The organism is Bacteroides sp. 519 (assembly GCF_010500955.1).
Lineage (GTDB): Bacteria > Bacteroidota > Bacteroidia > Bacteroidales > Bacteroidaceae > Bacteroides.
In genome coordinates, this window is record NZ_QVMJ01000017.1 from 58,724 (window position 1) to 65,221 (window position 6,498).

Annotated in this window: 3 protein-coding genes; all 3 read left to right on the top strand. The window is 45.2% G+C overall.

Translation table 11 applies throughout. The annotated features are described in order from the left end of the window. Positions 1 to 259 precede the first annotated feature (259 nt). The 3 genes from D0T85_RS14820 to D0T85_RS14830 all read left to right on the top strand — a co-directional run bounded on the left by D0T85_RS14820 (position 260) and on the right by D0T85_RS14830 (position 6,289). Positions 260 to 3,340 carry a TonB-dependent receptor gene (locus D0T85_RS14820; RefSeq protein ID WP_163214304.1) on the top strand — a complete coding sequence of 1,027 codons (3,081 nt, stop codon included), beginning with the start codon at positions 260 to 262 and terminating at the stop codon, positions 3,338 to 3,340. A gap of 114 nt (positions 3,341 to 3,454) precedes the next feature. Then, a complete protein-coding gene (locus D0T85_RS14825; RefSeq protein WP_163214305.1) occupies positions 3,455 to 5,020 on the top strand; it encodes a RagB/SusD family nutrient uptake outer membrane protein in 1,566 nt (521 codons plus the stop codon). 45 nt (positions 5,021 to 5,065) lie between these two features. Beyond that, a complete protein-coding gene (locus D0T85_RS14830) occupies positions 5,066 to 6,289 on the top strand; it encodes an esterase (protein WP_163214306.1) in 1,224 nt (407 codons plus the stop codon). Positions 6,290 to 6,498: the final 209 nt, after the last annotated feature.

The following is a 6,498-nucleotide window of genomic DNA, read 5'->3' on the forward strand; positions in this document are numbered from 1 at the left end:
ATTAGAATCACCCCCGAAAGGGTGAGATGTGATAACCCTAGTGAGTCGCCACTTCCTGTTAACCGCCTCTCCTGAATAAATCCGCAAACTTTTGAACAAATAAGAAAGCCGGTTTGAACAAAACTGCAAACCATTTGCACACATCAGAAAAACGCCTCCGGGCTTTATGTCTAATATTGCAGAAGCAATTATTGCTGTAAACTCAAATACATATAATGTATATGACACCCTTTATTAATAATCTAATATTATTAACCAAATGAAAAAAAGTTTGAAACACGTAGAAATGAAAAGGCTTTTCACTTTAGTTCTTTTCTTTGTTACAACAATGCCCTTCCTGTTTGCGCAGGAAGCAATTAAAATTTCGGGTACGGTTCTCGATGTGAATAAAGAACCAATGATTGGAGTAAGTGTACTCGAAAAAGGTACCTCTAATGGTACAATTACCGATATGAATGGTAACTATGCATTAATGATTAAGCAAGGATCAACTGTTGTTTACTCATACATTGGCTATGAAACACAAGAAAAAAATGCAGTTGCCGGAGTTACCAATATTACATTAAAAGAAGACGCCAGAACACTGGATGAAGTAGTGGTAGTAGGTTACGGTGTACAGAAAAAGAGTTCAGTAACAGGTGCCATCTCGCAAGTAAAGCCCGAAGATATGGAAAACCGTACCATTAGTAATGCACAGCAGGCATTGCAGGGTAAAACGGCTGGCGTACAGGTTATACAAACTTCGGCAGCTCCTGGTGCCTCGCCTACGGTGCGGGTACGTGGATACTCGTCTAACGTATCATCAAATCCGCTTTATGTGGTAGATGGTATTCGCCTGTCGGACATCAGTGGACTTGATCCTAATGATATAGCTTCGATGGAAGTATTAAAAGATGCAGCTTCGGCAGCTATCTATGGAGCAGAAGCCGGTAACGGTGTTGTACTTATCACCACCAAAAAGGGAAAAGCCGGACATGGAAAGATTACATACGATTTTCAATGGTCGTCGCAATCGTTGGCGCGCATCCCTAAAATGCTGGGTGCCGAAGAGTACATTAATTATATGGTAGAGAGTAACACTTTTACCGAGGATTACCTGCGAAGCAACTGGGACGGGGTTACAAATACCACATGGACAGATGTAGCGTTCGAGAACAGCCGGATGCAAAGACACAACGTGTCTTTTACCAACGGGGGCGACCGTGGCAATTATTACCTATCGCTCAGCTACCTCGATAACAACGGTATCGTGAAGGGTGATGCCGATGTGTACCAACGCCTGACGGCTACCATCAACTCTGAATACGAGATTAAGCCCTGGTTTAAAGTAGGTACCACCAACCAAGTGGAAAAGTATAACACACGTAGTGTTTCCATAAACAGTGAATATGGAAGTTTATTAACGTCGATTCTTCAACTTGACCCGCTGACGCCCGACACTTATACCCACGAGAACCTGCCAACACACATGCTGAACGCTCTGAACAGTGGCAAGCATCTGCTAACAGATGAAAACGGCAATTATTATGCAGTTTCCAACTATTACTCGGGCGAACAGTACCACCCAATGATTATGCGCGACAACAATATAGGTAAGAACAGCGGCTTCAATGTAAACGGTTCTATCTATGCTGATTTCAAACCCATTAAAGACTTTACGTTTACCTCACGTCTGGGTTACCGCCTTTCCGGCGCCCGTCAATCTGCTACAGATTTACCTTTCTACGGCAACTCAGTACAAAGCCGTGATTATGTAAGTCATAACGCAACATCATCCACCAACATCTATTACCAGTGGGAAAACTTTGCTAACTACATGAAGACCTTCGGGCGGCATACTGTAACAGGAATGGTAGGTATGTCGTATCAGGAATCTACATACGACTACGTGTACGGTAGCCTGTCGGCCAACGGCGAAGATGCGTTGAAGAAGAACAACCCGCTGTTCTATTACCTCAACTTTGGATCGGCCTCGGCTACCAAAGGCGTAGGTGGTGAAAAAACACGCTCGGCCAAGCTATCGTACTTCGGCCGTGTGGGCTACGAATTTGCAGGACGTTACCTGTTACAAGCTTCGCTGCGTGCCGATGCTGCCGACCTTTCTTTGCTTCCGCCAACCAACCGTTGGGGATACTTTCCAGCTGTTTCGGCAGGATGGACAGTGTCGGAAGAAAAATTCTTTGCTCCATTGAGAAACCAGATAAGCAGTCTGAAACTGCGTGCTAGCTGGGGACAAAACGGTAGTCTGGCTGCACTGAGTGGTTATCCATACAGCACCGATATGGCATTGGGCGGTATCTATTCTTTTGTGCCTGGTAATACATATATAACCAGCGCTGCCCCATCGACCATGGGTAACGACAAACTGAAATGGGAAACTTCCGAGCAAATTAACGTGGGTATTGATATGCGTATGCTCAAAGATCGCCTCACACTGAGCTTGGATTACTTCGACAAAAAAACAAAGGATTTGTTGGTGTCGGGTACTACTCCCTCGCTGATTATTGGCGGAACTACTTCGCCCATGAATGCCGGCGATGTTAGCAACAAAGGTTTTGAAATTGAACTAGGTTGGCGCGACCACATAGGCGATTTCAGTTACGGTATCCGTGCCAATCTGGCCACACTCAAGAACAAAGTTACCTACATCGATTCGTCTATCACCCGCCTGTCGGGAGTAAACTTCCACACAAGCACCATTACCTATTTCGAAAAAGGATATCCGGTGTACTACTTCCGTGGTTATAAGTTTAAAGGTATAGATCCTGAAACCGGAAATCCAACTTTTCACGACCTGGACGAAAGCGGCACGCTGAACGATGGCGATCTGGATTATATTGGCGATGCTATCCCTGATTTCACTTACGGAATCACCCTGTCGGCTGCCTGGAAGGGTTTAGATCTCACTGTATTTGGCACAGGTTCGCAGGGTAATGATATATTCAATTGTATCAACCGCCCGGACTATGCAGCATCAAATAAATTGAAAGAGGTGTTCTATAACAACCGTTGGACAGCAGATAATAAGCAAGGTGCAGTGCCCCGTGCCGGTGCTACCAACATGGACAAGTACCAAACGTCGGACGCCCTGGTTTACGATGGTTCATTCTTCAAAATCAAACAGATACAACTAGGGTACACCCTGCCCAAAAGCTGGACAAGGAAGATTTTCGTAAACAACTTGCGCATCTATGGTTCGCTCGACGATTTCTTCACCTTTACGCAATACCCCGGTTTCGATCCGGAAGCGGCAGCAAACTCTACCTCGGGCATGGGGGTAGACAAAGGTTCTTATCCTTCGTCCAAGAAAGTAGTATTCGGGTTTAATATTGAATTTTAAATAATAGAACACAGAGACACAAAGGCACAGAGTTTTTAATTATAAAAACACAATGCCACTTGGTAATTCTCTTAAAAAAACTCTGTACCTCCGTGTTCCAAAATAATAAAAACAATGAAAGCAAAATATATTTATATCTTATTGTTAGGATTGCTGCCGATATTAAATACTGGCTGCGAAAACCGTCTCGACATTGCCAAACATGGTAATCTGGGAGGTCAGGAAGACTTTTACAAAACAGACGCTGATGCCATACAAGCACTGGCCTCGTTATATTCGAGCTGGGGAGGTAACTACTATAACTGGTATATGACAAAGAATCTGCTGGCCGACGATGTATGGTGTGGTGGAGGCTCGCGTGGCGATAACTCAAGCATGGAGCAACTAAATGAATATACTTTCGATACCGACCATGCCATGGTGCAAGATATGTACTCGGGTATGTATGCCATCATCTACAAATCCAATCTGATCATCGACCTGCTGGCTCCCGACAGTGATGTAAAGAAGCGCGCCATAGCCGAGGCTAGGTTCTTCCGTGCTTGGGCAAACTTCGAATTGGTAACGCTCTTCGGTACTGCGCCGGTAGTTGACCACCTGTTGCAACCCAACGAGTATCGTCAAGGAAACAGCACACCCGAAGCCTTGTGGAGCATCATCGAAAGCGACTTGGGCGATGCCATCAACTCGGGTGCATTGCCATCCAAAACTGATGCAAATGATAGCGAAACAACCATCCGTGTTACCCGCGAAGTGGCTCAAGCCATGCTTGGAAAGGCGTATTTGTTCCAAGGCAAGTATGCTGATGCAGCCTTGATACTCGACAAGGTGATCGAATCGGACAAATACCGGTTGTATGATGGCGATTATGATATGTTGCTTCATGTAGCAGCCAATGGAAGCAGCGAATCTATGCTTGAGGTACAAAAACGTAACGACTCGGAACAGGCATGGAACCAAATGACAATGACATTCCTGATGATGGGCTGGCGTAGTGATAAGTTGAACATTAGCTGGGATGCCATCACGTACATTGCCACCGGCACATACGGTTTCTTGAATCCACGTAAAAGTTTATACGATGCTTTTGTAGCTGTAGAAGGAGCCGACGGTTATCGCCTTAACAGCACCATGCGCAGCTATCCGCAGATGGAAACCATAGGAATTACTGTACAGCCTGGTGCCAGCATGATAGGTCATGAAGGGTACTTCATGTGGAAGAACCGCACCTTGCGCGAAGATTGCATTTACGATGCATCGTACTTCCAGGCTCTCCAGTATATCAACCTACGTGTAATGCGCTATGCCGAAGTTTTATTGTTAGCCGCCGAAGCCCATGTTATGGGAGGAAGCAAGGACAAAGCGCTCGATTACATTAACCAAACACGTACACGCGCTCGCCTCGACCGCCTGACATCCGTAACACTAGACGATGTAAAGGCAGAAAAGCGCCTTGAGCTTTGCTTGGAATGTGTTCGTTATCAAGATCTTGTTCGCTGGGGCGATGCAGAAACAGTTATGGCCGAGCAGGGCAAACAGATTCCTGCTTTCTCGCTCGAAGGTGCCAAGTTCTTGTTCAACAATCCCACGTATGGTTTTAAAACAAAACATAAGTTGTTGCCTATTCCACGCAAAGAGTTAGAGTTGAACCCCAATATGGTGCAGAATGCTAACTGGTAAAATTTGAGCACAAAATTATTTTATTCATTTTATAATATATAAACGATGAAAAAACTATCCATCTTATCCGCGCTACTTGTGATGTGTATTACATCCTTTGCGCAACAAGCCCTTTGGGGAGGTTCACAGATTGTATCTCCCGAAATTCACAAGAACAACACCGTAACCTTCCGTCTACGTGCCCCTAAAGCAGTTAAGGTTGAAGTAACCGGAGACTTTCTGCCCCCGCAGAAAATGGATACCCCTTATGGCAAGTTTGATGTCCCCGGCGTAGCCGAACTGAAAGAAAACAAAGAAGGTATATGGGAGTTCACCACTCCCGAACCACTTGCATCCGAATTGTACAGCTACACCTTCATTGTTGACGGACTGCAAATGAACGATCCCAGCAACATTATGATGAAACGTGACGTGGCTTCGATAACCAACCTTTTCATTATTAAAGGTAACCTGGGTAACTTGTACAGTGTTAACGAAGTTCCCCACGGAACTGTAGCACGCCGCTGGTACAACAGCCCCACGCTGAAAGAAGAACGCCGCATAACCATCTACACCCCACCCGGATACGAGAACAACGGTCAATCGTACCCTGTATTCTATCTGTTGCATGGTTCGGGTGGCGATGAAGAGGCATGGATTGCTTTGGGACGTACCTCACAGATACTCGACAACCTTATTGCACAAGGAAAAGCCAAACCTATGATTGTAGTTATGCCTAACGGACACACCCAGAACACAGCATCGCCCGAAGAAACAAACCGTGCATACACCCCTGCTATGGGTGGTGGCCCAAGAGAAGCCGTAGCAAGCATGGAAGATAGCTTTGGCGACATTATGAAGTTTGTAGAAAGTAACTACCGTGTAAAAAAAGGTAAAGCAAACCGTGCTGTAGCCGGTTTGTCAATGGGTGGTATGCACTCTGCTGCTATCTCGGCCCAGTATCCTAATACATTCGATTATGTTGGTGTGTACTCTGCCCCTCCCATTGCTACTATGATGGGCATGGGTAATCCCAACGCTAACGCTGCCGAAATGCAGAAAGCACAAGACGAATTTGTAAAGAGACTGGAAATTCAAAAGAACAACGGCTTCAAGCTATACTGGATTGCCTGCGGTACAACAGATTTTTTGTACAAAGGCGTAATAGAGAGTATGAAGAAAATGGACGAAATAGGTTTCAAATATACCTGGCGCGAAAGTGGCGGCGGGCACACATGGGACAACTGGCGCATTTATCTGACGGAGTTTGTTCCGATGTTGTTTAAGTAATTATTTTTATTTCGAAACGCGGATTAACGCGGATTAATTCTCCTCCTCCGCCCTTCGGGCACCTCCTCCAAAGGAGGATAGGCTGCGCTATACAACGTCTCCGCATGGTATCCTCCTTTCTTTGTGCCAACTGACATAAAGAAATTGAAAATAAAAAACGATCTTTGAAATTCTGTTATAAAATCAAGAAGTTATTGATTTCTGGTTAT